Genomic DNA, 14,302 nt, shown 5'->3' with positions numbered 1-14,302 from the left:
CTAATCTCCTAAATAAGCACGAATAACATCAGGGTTGTTCTTGATTTCATCGGGAGTGCCTTCGGCAATCGTTTTGCCATAATCCACCACAATAATTCGCTCGCAAATCCCCATAACTAATTTCATATCATGTTCGATGAGCAAAACGGTAATATCAAACTTATTTCTGATAAAGTGAATGGTTTCCATCAGTTCCGCTGTTTCATTGGGATTCATTCCCGCCGCTGGTTCATCTAACATCAATACTTTAGGATCTGAAGCCAATGCTCTGGCAATTTCCAGTTTTCGCTGTTGTCCATAGGGCAGGTTTTTAGCCAATGTATCAGCGTACTCACCCATATCAAAGATATCCAGGAGTTTCATACATTCTTCATGGGCTTTCTTTTCTTCTTCCCAGAATTTTTTTGTTCTGAACATCCCCTGGACCATGTTATAGTCGATAAAATTATGATAGGCTATTTTTACATTTTCAACCGCCGTCAGATCTTTAAACAGGCGAATATTCTGGAAGGTTCGGCTTGCACCAAGCTTAACGATTTCGTGGGGTGTTTTTTTGATAATGCTTTGATCATTTAGAACGATCTCACCCATAGTTGGTACATATACCCCGGTGAGCATATTAAAAATCGTTGTTTTTCCTGCTCCATTGGGTCCGATTAAACCAACCAGTTCGTTGGCGCTTAATTCAAGATTAAACTGATCAACGGCAGTCAAACCTCCAAATTGCATGGTAATATTTTTTGCTGACAAAACGGTCATGATGCTTCACCTCCGCCAATGGAATTCTTGACATTTTTACGTTGAATCAATGATTCAATGAAGGTCGTCAGCGAAAATTCGGATCGTCCGAAAATTCCTTGCGGTCGGAAAATCATCATAATAATCAGCACCAGCGAATAGACCAGCAACCGATACTCGGCAAAACTTCGGAGCATTTCCGGTAGAACCGTCAGTACAATAGCTGAAATGATCGAACCAGTTAAGCTTCCCAACCCCCCTAAAACCACAATAACAAACATTTCAATTGAGAACATAAAGCCAAACTTGCTGGGCTCCAGAAATGATTGGTAATGGGCATACAAAGCGCCGCCTACCCCGGCAAAAAAAGCGGCCAGTGAAAATGCTAATACCTTGTAGCGGGTAGTAGGAATCCCTGCCGCCTCTGAAGCTATCTCATCTTCTCTGATTGAGATAATTGCCCGTCCCTGCTTAGAACGTCCCAAAGTGAAAATTAGAAAAGCAACGATAACTGTGACCCAATATACATTATGAAAATTAACCAGTCTGGTAATTCCTTTTAATCCTGCCGCACCACCAGTCGGTCCAAAATTAATAAAAAAGATACGTATTATTTCAGAAAAACCAATGGTTACAATCCCTAAATAGTCCCCCCGTAGCCGCAGTGTTGGTGTCCCGATGAGGAATCCAAAAATCCCGGCAACTATACCGCCGACAATCATAGCTAGAATAAGAGTGACCAGATGGGGCAATGGTAATCCGCCATCGATCAGTGCCATGGAAAAGCTGGCCGACGCATAGGCGCCGATGGCCATAAAACCGGCATGACCCAAAGCCATCTCGCCCAAAAAACCAGCGACAATATTCAGGCTCATTGCCATGATAATCATAATGCAGGTCATGATTGCGATTCCGACAAAATAGTTATTCATGGTTTTTGTCTGGATTAACACAAAGAATACCAGATAGAGCGCAACAACGGCAATTGTATTGACTAAATATGCTTTTTTCTTATTATGATCCATTGTCTATACCTTCTCTCTCGTATTTTTACCCAGAATACCGGTTGGTTTGAAAAGAAGAACAATGATCAAAATTGCAAAAACTATGGCATCTGCCCAGGTTGTTGAAAGATATGCTTTTGTCATTGTTTCGACCATCCCAATGATAAATCCACCCAGCATGGCCCCAGGGATGATCCCGATACCGCCTAAAACTGCCGCAATAAAAGCTTTAAGTCCCGGCATTACGCCCATTGTCGGATAAACTTGAATGTACGCGACACTGTAAAGAACCCCTCCCAATGCGCCCAGAGCTGAACCTACAGCAAAGGTAAGCGAAATGGTTCGATTTACATTAATACCCATCAGAATCGCAGCATCCTTGTCTTCTGATACGGCACGCATGGCACGACCCTGCTTAGTTTTGCGGATATAAAGATCCAGTAAAACCATAAAAAACAATGACAAACCTATGGTAATCAGAGTGGTTGAGCTGATTTCGATTTCACCAATTTTATAAATGGTTTCAGGAAATATTTTTGGCATCACCTTCGGATCTGGCTTGAAAATAATCAGTGCCAGATTTTGCAAAAATAAACTCACACCGATGGCAGTAATCAGAGCTGATAAACGGGGTGCATTTCTCAGTGGTCGATAGGCGATAAATTCGATGGCTACACCAATAATGGCCATAATAATCATTGACGATAAAAGTACCGCCCAAACCGGCAAATGAAAGCTGGTGGCAGCAATGAATGCAAAATACGCGCCGAACATCATGATTTCACCATGGGCAAAGTTGATAAGTTTAATAATGCCATATACCATGGTATAACCGATTGCGATGAGCGCATAGATACTCCCTACGTTTAGCCCGTTGATCAGCTGTTGCAGAAATAAATTCACGATGTATCCTCCTTTATAGAATAACATAAAATGGATATAGAAGAGATTACCCTCTCCTATATCCCTTGTGCTTTTTTGAATTATTGTAGTTTGTTAAATGCTATTTATTAACAACCGTAGAATCGAATTTTAATTGACCACCGTCTATTTTAATAATAGTAACTTCTTTGTCTTTGGGATTTCCTTCATCATCAAACTTCAAGGTTCCGGTAACGCCGGGGTGATCTGTTGCATTCAATGCGGTGATGATGTCTGCTGGTTCAGTTGATCCAGCTGCAGTAATCGCTGCAACCATAGCATAAACGGCATCATAACCTAAAGCTGCAAATGAGTTTGGCACTTTATCATATTCCGCTTTGTAAGCAGTAATAAAGTTCTGAACTGTTTCAGATGGTGAATCCGCTGCATAATGATTGGTGAAGTAATTCCCCTGCGCGGCATCAGCATATTCTTCCTGAACGCCATCCCAGCCATCAGCTCCGACAAATTTTGCAGTAATTCCCATTTCTTTTGCTTTTTGAAGAATTGGTCCAACTGTTTGAACATAATCAGGAACAAACACGACATCCGCATTCATTTCCTTGATCTTTGTTAATTGAGCACTGAAATCTTTATCAGCAGTACCATAAGATTCGCTGCCGGCAATTGTTCCGCCTTTGGCTGTAAATGCCGCTTTGAATGCTTCAGATACGCCTTCTGAGTATGGATTACCAGTTCCGATTAATAACGCAGCTGTTTTTGCACCTAAGGTAGTAGCGGCAAAGTTAGCAGCGGCCTGTCCCTGATAGTCATCCAGGAAGCACGCTCTAAATACATTGGGCGCGTCTTGAGTTACTTCAACTGCTGTTGCTGTTGGCGATAATACTGGCATATTATCCTGAACCATAATGTCTTTCATTGCCAAGGTTTCACCACTTAAGGTTCCACCGATCACTGCAACGACACCATCCTGGTCTCTTAATCGATTATAAGCATTGATTGCTTCAGTTTGATCTGCTTTTGAATCATAGGCAACTAATTCGATGTTTTTTCCGTCAATACCACCAGCAGCATTAATTTCAGCTACGGCTAATTGGGCACCTTCTTCTGCTGAGCTTCCGTAAATGGCTGCATCGCCAGTCATTGGCCCGATAAAGCCAAGTTTGACAACATCTGCATCGGCACTTCCACCGGATGTTGAGCATCCTGCAAATGCAAAAATAGAAGCGGTGAACATCACTACAAGTAAAACACTAACAACTCTTTTCTTCATTTCTTTTCCTCCTTTTTCTTTTCAATGATTATTTATAGTGATTATCATAAACCATTCTTAAGAAAAACACAAGAAATAATTGTTCTGATACTATGCTTCTTTAAAATTCTGACTGCCAAAAACGCAGAGACTTAGCAAACTACACCCGCTGCAATTAGGATTTCTTGCCGTACAGCATTTTCGTCCATGCCAGATGAGCCAATGATGCGCCTGAGACCATTTGTCTTTCGGGATGCTTTTCATTAACTCTTTTTCAACTTCCAGCACGGTTTTTCCTGCGGCCAGACCAATTCTTCGGGAAACCCGAAAAACATGGGTATCCACGGCAATTGCCGGGATATCAAAGGCATTGCTCATGACCACATTGGCGGTTTTTCGACCAACCCCCGGAAGTGTGATCAGTTCATCCATTTGCTTGGGCACGATGCCGTTATATTCCGTCAGCAACCGGTGGCAGGTCAAAATGATATTTCTGGTCTTCGTTTTGGCCAGACCGCAGGTTTTTATTTTTGCCAGCAGACCTTCTTCTCCCAACAATAAAATAGCTTCTGGGGTATTGAAGTTTTCAAACAAATCCCTTGTGACAATATTCACCCTGACATCCGTACATTGCGCCGAAAGGATGGTGGCGATCAGCAATTCAAAAGGGGTATCAAAATCTAAGCCACACTGTTCCTGGCCGTAAAGGCTTTCCAGTGTGGCTAAAATTTGTTCGATTTTCTTTTTTTTCACGCGTTTTCATTGAGGATCAGTGCCATAAACACTAAATCCTGATCACCTGTATTAATGACACTATGACTGCTTTGATCAGGAGTAACCATCACATCCCCGGGGCCGATTTCAGATTCCCTGCCATTGTCAACAACAATGCCTTTTCCCTGTAAAAAATAAAATATTTCTCGTTCACCCAGATGCTGATGTTCCCCGATTGAATCTCCGGGTTTTACTGTGATCTGGGCAAAGAGTCGGCAATTTTTTCCAAGGATTTCACTATCGGTAATATGGGTAATCGCAACATCACCATTGCCCCCCCGCATATTCTGTTTTATTTCCTGTTTTTTCAATTTCGTTTGTACAATCATCATAATCCTCCATTAGGTAGTAGTTGGTTCAGTTGGTGTTGTGGGCTCCGTCGGAGTTGTCGGTTCAGTTGGTTCGGTCGGTTCGGTTGGAGTCGTTGGCTCAGTTGGAGTCGTCGGCTCTGTTGGGGTCGTCGGCTCTGTCGGCTCAGTCGGCTCTGTCGGAGTGGTTGGGGTTGTCGGCGTGGTTGGCTTAGTTGGACTCGTTGGGGTTGTCGTTGTCGTATCGGTTTTTGTTTCCTCTTCTTTATCCGTGGTACTGGTACCTGAGTCGATGGAGGAAGCACCTGAAATGTCCCCGTCATTTGAAGTTCTTTCCATTTCTGTTATGGTCAGCAAGTCCTGATCGATAACCATGCTTAAGTAATTACCATAGATACCTGCCGCCCTGGCACTACCGCCGTAAAGCACATCATTTTCTGGGGTTCCCAACCAAACTGCAGTGGTAAGATTTCCGGTGATTCCGGTAAACCATAAATCCTTATTATCATGGGTGGTCCCGGTTTTCCCGGCTGTCGTATAAATCTGACCCGCCGATGAACCGGTTCCATAACTTACTACACCTTCTAGAATACTCATCATATTTGTCGCTGTGGTATCTGCCATGACTTTTTTTGATGTCGCACTGGTATCACTTTTGGTATAAAGCACCTCACCGTTGACCTGTTCCATCTTTGTTATAAAATAGGGTTTGTTATATACACCGCCATTATTGAACACATTAAAGGCCGCTGACATTTCGAGCGGTTTGATCCCATAGGTCATCCCACCCAGGGCAGTTGCAAGATTGTAGTCAGTATCTTCAAAGGTCGAGATACCCATTGTTTGCATAAATGCCACGGCTGCTTCGGGACCTACCTTATCATATACCTTAACTGCCGGGATGTTATATGAGTTGACCAGCGCCGTCCGGACAGTGACTGTACCATGATAGCTTCCGTCATAATTTCTCGGTGCGTAACCGCCAAAATCAGTATAAGTATCCGATATCGTTGTCGAAGGGGTGATTAATCCTTTATCCATGGCAGCCGCATAATAAAGAGGCTTGATATTTGACCCTGGCTGTCTTGGCGTATTCGCCATATCTATTTGAGTGTTCCCGCCATAATAGGCTTTTACAGCACCATCCAGATCCACTGTTACGATGGACCCGGTTTCATTCGGTAAGTCTCCGTCCAATCCATCATTCAAGCTCTCGATCGCATCCCCCTGCATGGCAGTATTAATGGTCGTATAGATACGATAGCCGCCATTAGCAATGTTTTCTTTAATATAATCAATGGCCTGATCTTCTGTTATCCCACGTTCCTGCATAACTGCCGAGGCTTTTAATCGTGCATATTCATCCAGCGCCCGGCCTACGTACGCTTCGTAATTGTCGACAATCTGATCATTATTGCTAATAGTAGCCGGATCGCGAATAACCAATTCTAATGCATACGCGGCGTCTGCTTCTTCCTGAGTGATATACTTTTCCTTAACCATTCGCGTCAGCACTTCCTGCTGACGTTTTTTGGCTGCTTCAAAATCGGTATTGGGAGCATATGCACTGGGTGCCTGTGGCAAACCAGCCAACATCGCAGCTTCCGCCAGATTAACCTCAGAGACCGGTTTATTGAAATAGGTTTGAGCAGCTTCTTCAATTCCATAAGCACCGGAACCGAAATAGTATTCATTAAAATACATTTCCAGAATTTGCTCTTTGGTATATTTTTCCTCCAGCTGCAACGCGATCGATATTTCCTTCAGTTTCCTCACCAGAGACTGATTAAAATTCTGCTCGGTTGCAATATCCGGTAAAAAGAGCACCCGGGAAAGCTGTTGGGTAATGGTACTGGCACCTTCACCGATACCATTACTGGCAATATTTGAGAAAAATGCCCGAACAATCCCCAGTAAATCGATCCCAAAATGATCGTAAAACCGCGAATCTTCTACCGATATCAGTGCCTGTTGCAATTGCAAAGGAATCTGATCGATGGTAACATTGGTACGATTTTTTGTGTACAATTCGGCAATCAGAGCATTGTCCGCTGAATAAATCTCGGTTTTATCCTTCGCCTGATATTGATAATCTGAGATATCCATACGATTTGCAGCATAGATTGAGTACATTACCCCAACTCCCAGGATGCCTAGTACTAAAAGAACAATAAGTACCTTTACCCCAATGTGTTTTTTCTTTTTACGTCTTTTTATCCCTTTTGTTTGCTTTTCACTCATTCCATCACCTTTTCTATTTATTATCTTTCAGACGCTTGCGAAGGTCTGTTAATTCGCTGTTATATTCAGCCTGGACGCGTAGATATTTTTTTCTAGGAAGCGATAACTCCAGGCTCCTTGCATGCAGAGCCTGATGCGACATTTCAAAACAATTAACGGTCAAGTCATCGCCATGATATAAAGGATCCCCGATTATCGGATTTCCCAGATACTTTAAATGAACCCTGATCTGGTGGGTTCGTCCGGTTTCCAGAATCAACTCAACCAATGATGCGTTCTGATACTCTTCCAACACCTTATAGCGGGTAACCGATGGTTTTCCCTTATCCATCACAATCCGATGAATACTATCTTCATAGGGTTGTCCGATGGGGGCATCGATGATTCCTTCGGCACAGGAAAGTTTTCCATGAACAAAAGCATGATATACCTTTCTGACCTTGCCCGAATTCATATCATTTTGCACATAATGATGCACATACTTATTCTTTGCTATGGCCACAATGCCGCTAGTATCCCGATCCAATCGATTGATAAAACGAATTTTCGCGGAAATCCCTCGATCATGCCAATAATAGCTGATATAATTTGCCAGGGTATCCAATTGATGGCTCTTGGTGGGATGGGTCACACAAAAAGGTGGTTTGTTGATGACCAACAATTCATCATCTTCGTAAACTACGCTAAGTTTGCCTGACACTGGCGTTCCATCAATATCTTCCTGTGGCATTTTAATCTCAATGATATCCCCTGGCTTGATTTGCTGTCCCAAAAAACACTCTTTTTGATTTAAACTGATCTTTCCAATTCGTTTGATTTCTCTGATTAAACGGCTGGAGTAACTATAACGATTGACCAGTTCTTCCCTGACCAGCTTTTCATGATTTTCTGATATATGATATGTATAAACGAGACTGATAATTCTACCCCCGGTTCTAATTCAATTCGAAAAAGCTTAGCTTAATCAGTTTTTGATGTGCCTGATTGGATCTATTTTTGATTGTTTTATTTAAATCACGCAACAATAAAAACATGCATACTATTATACCCTAATTTTCAGGAAGACGTTAGGATTTTTTTAAATTTAAGGTAATTACAGAAGTTTTTCCTGCTTAAAGCTCAGATATGTCTCTCGGCCAATGATAATATGATCTAACACTGAAATGCCAATGAGTTCTCCTGCATCGACCAGACGCCTGGTGATATTTTTATCTTCTGCACTGGGTTCGGTATCACCAGAGGGATGGTTGTGTGCCAGGATAATCGATGCTGCGTGCTGTTTGATCGCCTTCACAAATACCTCTCTTGGGTGAACCAGAGACGAATTAAGCGTACCAAGACTAATTTCTTCAACCTTAATCACCTTGTTCTTAGTATCCAACAAAATAACTTTAAAGCACTCCTGTTTGAGGTACTGCATCTCATCCATTAGTAATCCTACCACATCCTGGGGCGAGGTAATTTTAATTTCAGGGAGATCCTTCTGTTTCATCCGACGGCCTAATTCAATGGCGGCTTTAATCTGACATGCTTTAACGATGCCAACTCCTGATAGCTTTGGGTTTCGTTTCAGTTCTAAAACATCCATTTGATGAAAGTAAGACAGATCATTGTCAAGGTACTCAATGATTTTCCTGCCAACCTCTACTGATGTGGCACCCCGGGTTCCGGTGCGAATAATAATAGCTAACAATTCTGCATTGCTCAAGCTTCCCACCCCATGACGAATCATTTTTTCCTGGGGCTGTTCATCCTCAGGAAGCTCTTTGATCGATGCGTGATAGTCTGACTTTTCGTTCACTATAAGCCTCCTTATATCAACAATATCATCATTTTAACAGAATCTGAATTTATTTTATACATCTTTCCTAAAATTCTCATTAAAATTTTACTCAAATACTGAATTGTCATAAATTATTAAGAAAAAAAGGCTCCTCATTTTTCAATGAAGAGCCTTTTAAGATTTATCATTTATTTTGTTTTATTTGGTCGCATTTCAATTGCATTTTTCTTACACTTATCAAAACAGATTCCACAACCAATACACATGTCGTGATCGATAATGTAAGGAGGCTTTTTAATTTCTCCAGTAATTGCATTAACCGGACAATTTTTTGCACATAATCCGCAGGCAATACAATTTTCTTCAATGATATAAGCAGTCGATTTTCCATATTCCACATCGCCAGAAATGCAGTTCATCGGACACTTGTCCACACATTCATAACATTGACGGCACTTATCATAATCGATCACTGCACAATTATTAACAACTGTAATCGCGTCAAATCTACATGCTTTAACACACGCGCCACAAGCAATACACGCAGTTGTACATGACAATCTGGCAATTTTCCCTTTATCCAGATTATGGCATTTTACAATAACTTCCTGAACTGCCGGAACCAGATGCATAATTGATTTTGGACAGGCTTCCACACATTTCCCACAGGATGTACATTTTTCAGGATCAATTTTAGGTAGTCCATCTTCACCCATAACGATGGCACCAAAAGGACATACCGCTTTACAAGTTCCCAATCCCATACAGCCATAACGACAACCTTTTGCCCCACCAGAAGCGATCATCGCTTCACGACAATCCATTTCGCCATAATATTCAGCACGGTTTGGTGCTGTTTCACAGGTTCCCTGACAAATTACAGTAGCAACCTTTTTAATAGCACTCCCTGCTTCCATACCCATAATTTCAGCAATAGCAGCAGCACAATCAGCTCCACCAACCGGACAGGCATCAATGGCAGCAGCCCCATCAACAATGTTAGAAGCCAACGCATCACAACCAGGCAGACCACAACCGCCGCAGTTAGCGCCGGGAAGAGCAGCTCTTACCATTGGTACGCGCGGATCTTCATAAACTTCAAAAACCTTGGCTGCAATCGCAAGACCAATTCCAAATACTAAACCGAATACACCGAGGATACCGACTGGAACTAAAATCGCATTTAACATTTCCGTATCCCCCCTAACCTAACTTCATTCCGGAGAATCCCAAAAATGCAATCGCCATTAAACCGGCTGTTAATAATGCAATGGGAAATCCTTCCAGTGCTTTAGGCACTGCCGAAGTTTCAAGACGTTCGCGAATACCGGCGAACAGAACAATGGCAAGGGTGAAACCTAATGCCGCACCGACACCATTGAAAATAGTTTCAATGAAATTGTATTCATTTTGAATATTGATTAACGCAACCCCAAGAACCGCACAGTTGGTTGTAATCAATGGCAGATACACGCCCAGCGCCTGATATAGCGAAGGGCTTGATTTTTTGATAATCATTTCTACTAACTGAACTAATGCCGCAATGATTAAAATAAATGCAATTGTCTGCAGATAACCAAGACTCAATGGATCAAGAATTGAATATTGAACCACATAAGTAATCGCAGAAGCCAGAGCCATAACAAAGGTTACTGCAACCCCCATACCGACGGCGGTTTCAACTTGTTTAGAAACCCCTAAAAACGGACAAATACCTAAAAATCGCGACAGTACAAAGTTGTTGACAAAAATTGCACTGATCATTATAAAAATTAAAGTCATCGATATCTCCCCCTATGCCTTTTTCGTTTTCCAGTTAATGAGGCCAATCAAAAGACCAAGGGTTAAAAATGCCCCAGGAGGCAGGATCATTAACAATACTGGTTCATAAGCTGGACCAAATAATGAGAATCCAAAAATACTGCCGGCCCCTAAAATTTCACGAACCGAACCTAAAACTGTTAACGCCAGAGTAAATCCTATCCCCATTCCGACGGCATCGGCAAATGAGTCCGCAATACCATTCGAAAATGCAAAGGCTTCTGCCCGAGCCAGGATAATACAGTTAACAACGATCAAGGGAATAAAGATCCCCAAAGCCGCATCCAGTGCCGGTACATAGGCTTTCATTAACATCCCAATGATGGTAACAAACGATGCAATAACAACAACAAAGGCCGGGATTCTGATATTATCTGGTATTACTTTTCGCAGCGCTGAGATAGCTACATTCGAGCCAATCAACACCGCCATGGTTGCCAGGCCCATCCCCATCCCATTTATGGCTGACGTGGTCACCGCAAGGGTTGGGCACATCCCCAAAACAAGAACAAAGGTGGGATTTTCTCGTATGATTCCACGAGTAAGATTCTTCATAAAATTCATCTTTGTATTCCCTCCTATTTCGACATATTCTGGTAAACTAGATTTGACACGTTCACCCCTGATGTAACTGCCTTAGAAGTAATAGTAGAACCTGTAATGGCCTGAATCTCATTACTTCCTTCTTTTGCAGTACCTTTTACCACTATCAATTCTTCCTTAGCTGATTTTCCGGCAAATTGATCCTTCCATTCGCCGGCAGCTAAAGCGCCTAAACCTGGGGTTTCATTATGTTTGATGATGGTAATGCCAGTAATCACACCCTCTGTTGAAATACCAGTTAAAACCTGAACTTCGCCACTAAACCCACTGGTAGGTCCGGTTTTTACTGTATATCCGACAACTTCACCACCATTTGTTCCTGTATATACTTCCAGAAGCTCTTCAGGTTTTTCCATCCCAATTTCTTTCGCCAGTTTTTCAACATCTTCAGCTGGAACTTGTTCAAACTCTGTTGCGTCTGAAAGCACTTCCTGACGCGCTAAAGTGTTTTTTTCAATATTCATTTGTTCAATGGTTCCGGCCGTAACTTCATTGGTTAACGCCAGCGCACAGGCGGCCACAGCAGAAATGACAAACAAAATTATTCCGAGTTTAAATACGACTTTCCAGTCGATTTGTACTTTTTCTTTGGTTTCCATTATGCTTTAGCCTCCTTCTTGACTTTAGTCACACCATAGATACGTTCTTTGGTGAAGCGTTCAATCAGAGGTGTTGCCACATTCATCAGCAGAATTGAGTAAGAACATCCTTCTGGATATCCGCCATAGATACGAATGATCATCGTAATCAGCCCACAACCGACGGCATAAATGATCTGGCCTTTTGCTGTTACTGGTGAAGATGCATAGTCAGTTGCCATAAAGAAGGCACCCAACATAACACCACCAGATACGATATGGACAATTGGATCCTGTCCAACTAGCAACGCAAAAATTCCCACCGTTAATAAATAGATGGTTGGAATTCTCCAACTGATGATGCCCTTAAAAATGAGATACAATCCCCCGATTAGTAGAGCAAGAGCTGAAATTTCCCCTATACATCCATACACGCCGTTTAAACCGAGAAATAAATCCATGGTTGAAGGCATACTTGCCGCTTCTCCAGCCTTCAACAAGGCCAATGGGGTAGCTGTAGTTACTGTATCTGTAACTGGAATATAAGCGGTACTGGTCATATGTCCTGGCCAGGACGCCAACAGAAAAGCTCTTGCTGCCAAGGCCGGGTTGATAAAATTCTGTCCTAAACCACCAAAACATTGTTTTACAATGGCAATAGCAAAAACAGAACCCACTACAGCGAGCCACCAGGGTGCGTTAATCGGTAAGTTGAATGCTAAGAGCACTCCTGTTACAACCGCACTCCAGTCATTAACTGTGATTGGTTTTTTTAGCAGCTTTTGAATAACCGCTTCTGTAACCACTGACGAGATAACACAAATAGCTACTAGTGCCAATGCCCATACCCCAAAAACAAATCCTGCGACAGCCAATGCAGGTAACAAAGCAATAATAACATTTTGCATAATATTGGCTGTGGAATGTTTTGCCCGGATATGAGGGGATGATGACACTGTAAGATTTAATTCATTCATCAATATTCCTCCTAATTTCCTTTTCTTCGTTGTGCGATAATTTCACGTTTAGCCACACGAATTGATGATACCAGGGTTCGTTTTGCTGGACAGATGTAAGAACAGCTTCCACACTCAATACAATCCATGGCATGATTTTCTTCGCATTTATTCCAATTATTCCGTTGCGAATACTCAGCAATATAAAGTGGCTGCAAATGAATTGGACAGACACCCACACATTTACCGCAGTGAATACAATTTGACGGTATCGAAATTTTAGCAGATTCCTTAGTTAAACATAAAATTCCTGAGGTTCCCTTCATCACCGGGATGTCGGTATCAAATTGAGTAACACCCATCATCGGTCCGCCGGAAATTACTTTTCCAGGTTCAGCGGAAAACCCGCCACACTGGTCGATAACAGATTGAAAAGGTACACCCACCCGAATTTCGATGGTTTGAGGGTTTTTAATAGCATCCCCTGTACAAGTCAGATAACGTTTATACAATGGCATGCCCGTTGTCATGGACTCTGCTATTTGAGCTGCAGTTCCTACGTTCATTACCACAACACCGGCATCTGCTGGGAGAGCACCCGATGGCACTTCACGGCCTGTGATTGCCGCAATTAATTGTTTTTCAGCACCTTGAGGATACTTAGTATGCAGTGAGTAAACTTCCAGTCTGCTATCGTTTCCAATTGCTTTAACAAGGGCTTCGATAGCATCCGTTTTGTTATCTTCCACGCCGATAAAACCCTTTTCAACGCCAACTGCTTTCATGGTTGCTTTTAATCCCATAACTACCTTTTCAGCCTGATTCAGCATCAAATGATGATCGGCAGTTAAATAGGGCTCGCATTCAGCACCGTTTAAAACAACACAATCAACTTTTTTGTCCGGTGGAATCGCCAGTTTTACGTGAGTTGGAAAGGTTGCCCCGCCAAGACCGACAATACCAGAATTCAGAACCATTTTTTTAATGGTATCTGCGTCCATTTCTTCTAAAGTACCATATGGTTTGATACTTGGATCAATAGTATCCAAACCATCCGATTCGATAACAACCGCCATGACCCGATCTCCCGATGCATGCGGACGCTCCTCAACCGCAACAACTGTTCCAGAGACACTGGCATGTACTGGTACGGAAACAAAACCATTTGGTTCTCCGACTCTCTGGCCAAGAAATACCTGATCGCCTTTTTTTACGATCGGCGTACAAGGTGCCCCAATGTGCAGCGACATGGGTATGATCACCATTTCCGGCTTTGCGCCAAAGCCCAGAGGAACTTCAGCAGTACTTTCCTTTCTATAGGGTGGGTGGATTCCCCCCTTAAAGGTTCCATGTTTTACATTC

The 14,302-nt window shown here is 42.4% G+C and carries 15 protein-coding genes; all 15 read right to left on the bottom strand.

Annotated elements, in window-relative coordinates; genetic code table 11:
- The 15 genes from ACEW8F_RS11180 to rsxC all read right to left on the bottom strand — a co-directional run bounded on the left by ACEW8F_RS11180 (position 1) and on the right by rsxC (position 14,271).
- Positions 1–759 carry an ABC transporter ATP-binding protein gene (locus ACEW8F_RS11180; RefSeq protein ID WP_373483547.1) on the bottom strand — a complete coding sequence of 253 codons (759 nt, stop codon included), beginning with the start codon at positions 757–759 and terminating at the stop codon, positions 1–3.
- A complete protein-coding gene (locus ACEW8F_RS11175; protein ID WP_373483546.1) occupies positions 756–1,763 on the bottom strand; it encodes a branched-chain amino acid ABC transporter permease in 1,008 nt (335 codons plus the stop codon). The genes ACEW8F_RS11180 and ACEW8F_RS11175 overlap by 4 nt, the downstream gene beginning before the upstream one ends.
- A gap of 3 nt (positions 1,764–1,766) precedes the next feature.
- Positions 1,767–2,672 (bottom strand): branched-chain amino acid ABC transporter permease, encoded by a 906-nt coding sequence (locus ACEW8F_RS11170; RefSeq protein WP_373483545.1) that lies wholly within the window; start codon positions 2,670–2,672, stop codon positions 1,767–1,769.
- A gap of 73 nt (positions 2,673–2,745) precedes the next feature.
- Complete coding sequence (locus ACEW8F_RS11165; RefSeq protein ID WP_373483544.1) at positions 2,746–3,897, bottom strand: ABC transporter substrate-binding protein; 1,152 nt, start codon at positions 3,895–3,897, stop codon at positions 2,746–2,748.
- A gap of 90 nt (positions 3,898–3,987) precedes the next feature.
- Positions 3,988–4,629, bottom strand: coding sequence for an endonuclease III (nth, locus tag ACEW8F_RS11160; protein ID WP_373483543.1), 642 nt, complete (start codon positions 4,627–4,629; stop codon positions 3,988–3,990).
- Positions 4,626–4,982, bottom strand: coding sequence for a cupin domain-containing protein (locus tag ACEW8F_RS11155; protein ID WP_373483542.1), 357 nt, complete (start codon positions 4,980–4,982; stop codon positions 4,626–4,628). Before ACEW8F_RS11155 ends, nth begins: the two co-directional genes overlap by 4 nt.
- Before the next feature lie 9 nt (positions 4,983–4,991).
- Complete coding sequence (locus ACEW8F_RS11150; protein WP_373483541.1) at positions 4,992–7,199, bottom strand: transglycosylase domain-containing protein; 2,208 nt, start codon at positions 7,197–7,199, stop codon at positions 4,992–4,994.
- A gap of 13 nt (positions 7,200–7,212) precedes the next feature.
- Positions 7,213–8,094, bottom strand: coding sequence for an RluA family pseudouridine synthase (locus ACEW8F_RS11145; RefSeq protein ID WP_373483604.1), 882 nt, complete (start codon positions 8,092–8,094; stop codon positions 7,213–7,215).
- A 198-nt stretch (positions 8,095–8,292) separates the two neighbouring features.
- Positions 8,293–9,000, bottom strand: coding sequence for a DNA repair protein RadC (gene radC / locus ACEW8F_RS11140; RefSeq protein ID WP_373483540.1), 708 nt, complete (start codon positions 8,998–9,000; stop codon positions 8,293–8,295).
- Positions 9,001–9,170: 170 nt separating this feature from the next.
- Complete coding sequence (locus tag ACEW8F_RS11135; protein ID WP_373483539.1) at positions 9,171–10,172, bottom strand: 4Fe-4S binding protein; 1,002 nt, start codon at positions 10,170–10,172, stop codon at positions 9,171–9,173.
- Positions 10,173–10,185: 13 nt separating this feature from the next.
- Entirely contained in the window at positions 10,186–10,764 is a 579-nt protein-coding gene (rsxA, locus tag ACEW8F_RS11130) for an electron transport complex subunit RsxA (protein WP_148636420.1), read from the bottom strand.
- 12 nt (positions 10,765–10,776) lie between these two features.
- Positions 10,777–11,367 carry an RnfABCDGE type electron transport complex subunit E gene (locus tag ACEW8F_RS11125; RefSeq protein ID WP_373483538.1) on the bottom strand — a complete coding sequence of 197 codons (591 nt, stop codon included), beginning with the start codon at positions 11,365–11,367 and terminating at the stop codon, positions 10,777–10,779.
- 14 nt (positions 11,368–11,381) lie between these two features.
- Positions 11,382–12,005 carry an RnfABCDGE type electron transport complex subunit G gene (locus tag ACEW8F_RS11120; RefSeq protein WP_373483537.1) on the bottom strand — a complete coding sequence of 208 codons (624 nt, stop codon included), beginning with the start codon at positions 12,003–12,005 and terminating at the stop codon, positions 11,382–11,384.
- On the bottom strand, positions 12,005–12,961 hold the full coding sequence (locus tag ACEW8F_RS11115) for an RnfABCDGE type electron transport complex subunit D (protein WP_373483536.1): 957 nt from the start codon (positions 12,959–12,961) through the stop codon (positions 12,005–12,007). Before ACEW8F_RS11115 ends, ACEW8F_RS11120 begins: the two co-directional genes overlap by 1 nt.
- 11 nt (positions 12,962–12,972) lie before the next feature.
- Positions 12,973–14,271 carry an electron transport complex subunit RsxC gene (rsxC, locus tag ACEW8F_RS11110; RefSeq protein WP_373483603.1) on the bottom strand — a complete coding sequence of 433 codons (1,299 nt, stop codon included), beginning with the start codon at positions 14,269–14,271 and terminating at the stop codon, positions 12,973–12,975.
- Positions 14,272–14,302 lie beyond the last annotated feature (31 nt).

The sequence above is a fragment of the Acetobacterium sp. genome, assembly GCF_041752335.1.
Taxonomy (GTDB): domain Bacteria; phylum Bacillota; class Clostridia; order Eubacteriales; family Eubacteriaceae; genus Acetobacterium.
This window is presented reverse-complemented; position numbering and strand designations above follow the sequence as displayed.

What these genes read in the sequence shown, in the direction of transcription:
- ACEW8F_RS11180 (WP_373483547.1), bottom strand. Translation starts at nt 759, where the DNA reads ATGACCGTTTTGTCAGCAAAAAATATTACCATGCAATTTGGAGGTTTG.
- ACEW8F_RS11175 (WP_373483546.1), bottom strand. Translation starts at nt 1,763, where the DNA reads ATGGATCATAATAAGAAAAAAGCATATTTAGTCAATACAATTGCCGTT.
- ACEW8F_RS11170 (WP_373483545.1), bottom strand. Translation starts at nt 2,672, where the DNA reads ATGTTATTCTATAAAGGAGGATACATCGTGAATTTATTTCTGCAACAG.
- ACEW8F_RS11165 (WP_373483544.1), bottom strand. Translation starts at nt 3,897, where the DNA reads ATGAAGAAAAGAGTTGTTAGTGTTTTACTTGTAGTGATGTTCACCGCT.
- ACEW8F_RS11155 (WP_373483542.1), bottom strand. Translation starts at nt 4,982, where the DNA reads ATGATGATTGTACAAACGAAATTGAAAAAACAGGAAATAAAACAGAAT.
- ACEW8F_RS11150 (WP_373483541.1), bottom strand. Translation starts at nt 7,199, where the DNA reads ATGAGTGAAAAGCAAACAAAAGGGATAAAAAGACGTAAAAAGAAAAAA.
- ACEW8F_RS11135 (WP_373483539.1), bottom strand. Translation starts at nt 10,172, where the DNA reads ATGTTAAATGCGATTTTAGTTCCAGTCGGTATCCTCGGTGTATTCGGT.
- rsxA (WP_148636420.1), bottom strand. Translation starts at nt 10,764, where the DNA reads ATGACTTTAATTTTTATAATGATCAGTGCAATTTTTGTCAACAACTTT.
- ACEW8F_RS11125 (WP_373483538.1), bottom strand. Translation starts at nt 11,367, where the DNA reads ATGAATTTTATGAAGAATCTTACTCGTGGAATCATACGAGAAAATCCC.
- ACEW8F_RS11120 (WP_373483537.1), bottom strand. Translation starts at nt 12,005, where the DNA reads ATGGAAACCAAAGAAAAAGTACAAATCGACTGGAAAGTCGTATTTAAA.
- ACEW8F_RS11115 (WP_373483536.1), bottom strand. Translation starts at nt 12,961, where the DNA reads ATGAATGAATTAAATCTTACAGTGTCATCATCCCCTCATATCCGGGCA.